Below are 2,560 nucleotides of genomic sequence, written 5' to 3'. Positions count from 1 at the left end.
CCGCCACCGAGATCGACGGTCGACAGCTGCGCCGTCTTCTCCGGACCGAATTCGCCGACCACCTCGCGCAGCAGGCCGATGACGCGGTGCGCGGCGAGTTCGAAGCCGTCGACCTCGAAGATCTGCGAACCGATATGGCTGTGTAGACCGACCAGTCGCAGATGATCGGTGGCGAACACCCGTCGGACCGCCGCCATCGCCGCACCGCTGGCGACCGACAGCCCGAACTTCTGGTCTTCGTGTGCGGTGGAGATGAACTCGTGGGTGTGCGCTTCCACCCCAACGGTGAGACGCACCAGCACATCCTGGACGATGCCCGCCTCGCCCGCGATGGCATCGAGGCGTTCGATCTCGGTCATCGAGTCCAGAACGACGTGGCCCACTCCGGCTTTGACGGCCCCCGTCAATTCCGCGACCGATTTGTTGTTGCCGTGCAGGGTGATCCGCTCCGGTGGGAAGTCCGCATGCAACGCGACGGCCAGCTCGCCTCCGGTGCACACGTCGAGCGAAAGGCCTTCTTCGTCGATCCAACGCGCTATTTCGCTGCACAGGAAGGCTTTTGCGGCATAGTGCACATTCTGGCCGCCGCCGAATGCCGCCGCGGTCTCCCGGCAGCGGGAGCGGAAGTCGTCCTCGTCGAGGACGAACAGCGGGGTCCCGTATTCCTGAGCGAGTTCGGTCAGTTTGATCCCGGCGATGCAGGCCACCCCGTCCTCGTCACGAGTGGTGTTGCGCGGCCACACATTCGGGGCCAGCCGCAGCAGCTCCTCGGCGGATTGCGGCCGTGGCGGACTACTGGCGGGACGGGTCTCTTCGGCGTGCCGCGGCCCGGCGGGATGGACGTTCACATGCGCTCCGGAGCGGTGACGCCGAGTATGGCCAGCCCGTTGGCGATGACCTGGCGGGTCGCCTGACACAGTGCCAGACGGGCGGTGTTCAGGTCGGTGGGCTGCTCGTCGCCCTGCGGCAACACTCGACACGAGTCGTAGAACCGGTGGTAGTCGCCGGCGAGGTCTTCCAGGTAGCGGCATATCCGGTGCGGTTCACGCAGGGACGCAGCGGTTTTGAGCACCCGCGGGAATTCGCCGATGCTGCGCAGCAGGGTGCCCTCTTTGTCGTGATTGAGCAGTTCGAGGTGGCCGGTGTCCGGAATCAGGCCGAGTTCGGCGGCGTTGCGGGCCAGCGCCGACAGCCGAGCGTGCGCGTACTGCACGTAATACACCGGGTTTTCATTCGATGCCGAGGACCAGAGTGCCAGGTCGATGTCGATCGCGGTGTCCACCGACGAGCGAATCAGGCTGTAGCGTGCGGCGTCGACGCCGATAGCCTCGACCAGGTCGTCCAGCGTGATCACGGTGCCGGCCCGCTTGCTCATTCGTACCGGCTGGCCGTCGCGGACCAGGTTGACCATCTGCCCGATCAGCACCTCGACGGTCGCGGGGTCCTCGCCGAACGCGGCGGCCGCCGCCTTGAGCCGGGCGATGTATCCGTGGTGGTCGGCGCCGAGCATATAGATGCACAGGTCGAAGCCACGCTCCCGCTTGTCCAGGTAATAGGCCAGATCACCGGCGACATAGGCGGGCTTGCCGTCGCTCTTGATCACGACGCGGTCCTTGTCGTCACCAAAAGCGCTGCTGCGCAACCAGGTTGCGCCGTCCTTTTCGTAGATGTTGCCCGTTTCACGGAGTTTGGCGATGGCCTGCTCGACACGGCCGCTGGTGTGCATCGAGTCTTCGTGCGTGTAAACGTCGAAGTCAGTGCCGAATTCGTGCAAGGACTCCTTGATGTGAGCGAACATCAGGTCGACGCCGATTTCGCGGAAGGTTTCGTGCATCTCGGGCTCGGGCAGGCTCAGCGCGTCGGGCGCCTTCTGCAACACCTGCGCGGCGATATCGGTGATGTAGCTGCCCGCGTAGCCGTCCGCCGGGGTGGGCTCGCCCTTGGCCGCGGCGATCAGCGAACTGGCGAATCGGTCGATCTGGGCGCCGTGGTCGTTGAAATAGTATTCGCGCACCACGTCGGCGCCCTGAGTCGACAGCAGCCGGCCCAGCGCGTCGCCCACGGCGGCCCAGCGGGTACCACCGATGTGGATCGGCCCGGTCGGGTTGGCCGAGACGAATTCCAGGTTGATCTTGTGCCCGGCCAGGGCGTCGGAGTTGCCGTACGTCTTTCCGGCGTCGATGACGTCGTTGATGATCTTGGCCTGCGCCGACGTCTCCAGCCGCATGTTGATGAACCCCGGTCCGGCGACCTCTGCGCTGGCGATGCCGTCCACCTGGGTCAGCGCCGCGGCCAGCCATCCGGCCAGTTCGCGGGGGTTGGCGCCGACTTTCTTGCCCAGCTGCAACGCCAGGTTGCTGGCGTAATCGCCGTGCTCAGGGTTGCGCGGCCGTTCCACGGTGACCGTCTGCGGCAACGCGGACACGTCGAGGTCATGCTCGGCCAACACCGCTGCGGCGGTGATTTTGAGCAGCTCAGCGAGGTCGGCGGGGGTCACGAACGTCCATCCTATGGTCTGGGGTGCTTGCGCCCCGAATCCATTGCGGTGGCGAGGTGGTCA

General features: G+C 65.9%; 1 protein-coding gene and 1 pseudogene. Both read right to left on the bottom strand.

All coding sequences use genetic code 11. The annotated features are described in order from the left end of the window. Positions 1-848, bottom strand: a pseudogene (locus VML93_RS22315) (diaminopimelate decarboxylase); the annotation flags it as partial. Continuing rightward, entirely contained in the window at positions 845-2,497 is a 1,653-nt protein-coding gene (gene argS, locus VML93_RS22310) for an arginine--tRNA ligase (RefSeq protein ID WP_325614402.1), read from the bottom strand. The gene argS and the pseudogene VML93_RS22315, both read right to left, overlap by 4 nt. Positions 2,498-2,560: the final 63 nt, after the last annotated feature.

Source organism: Mycobacterium sp., from assembly GCF_035499775.1.
Taxonomy (GTDB): Bacteria; Actinomycetota; Actinomycetes; order Mycobacteriales; family Mycobacteriaceae; genus Mycobacterium.
Note: the sequence above shows the minus strand (reverse complement) of the source record. Positions and strands in the feature narration are given on the sequence as shown.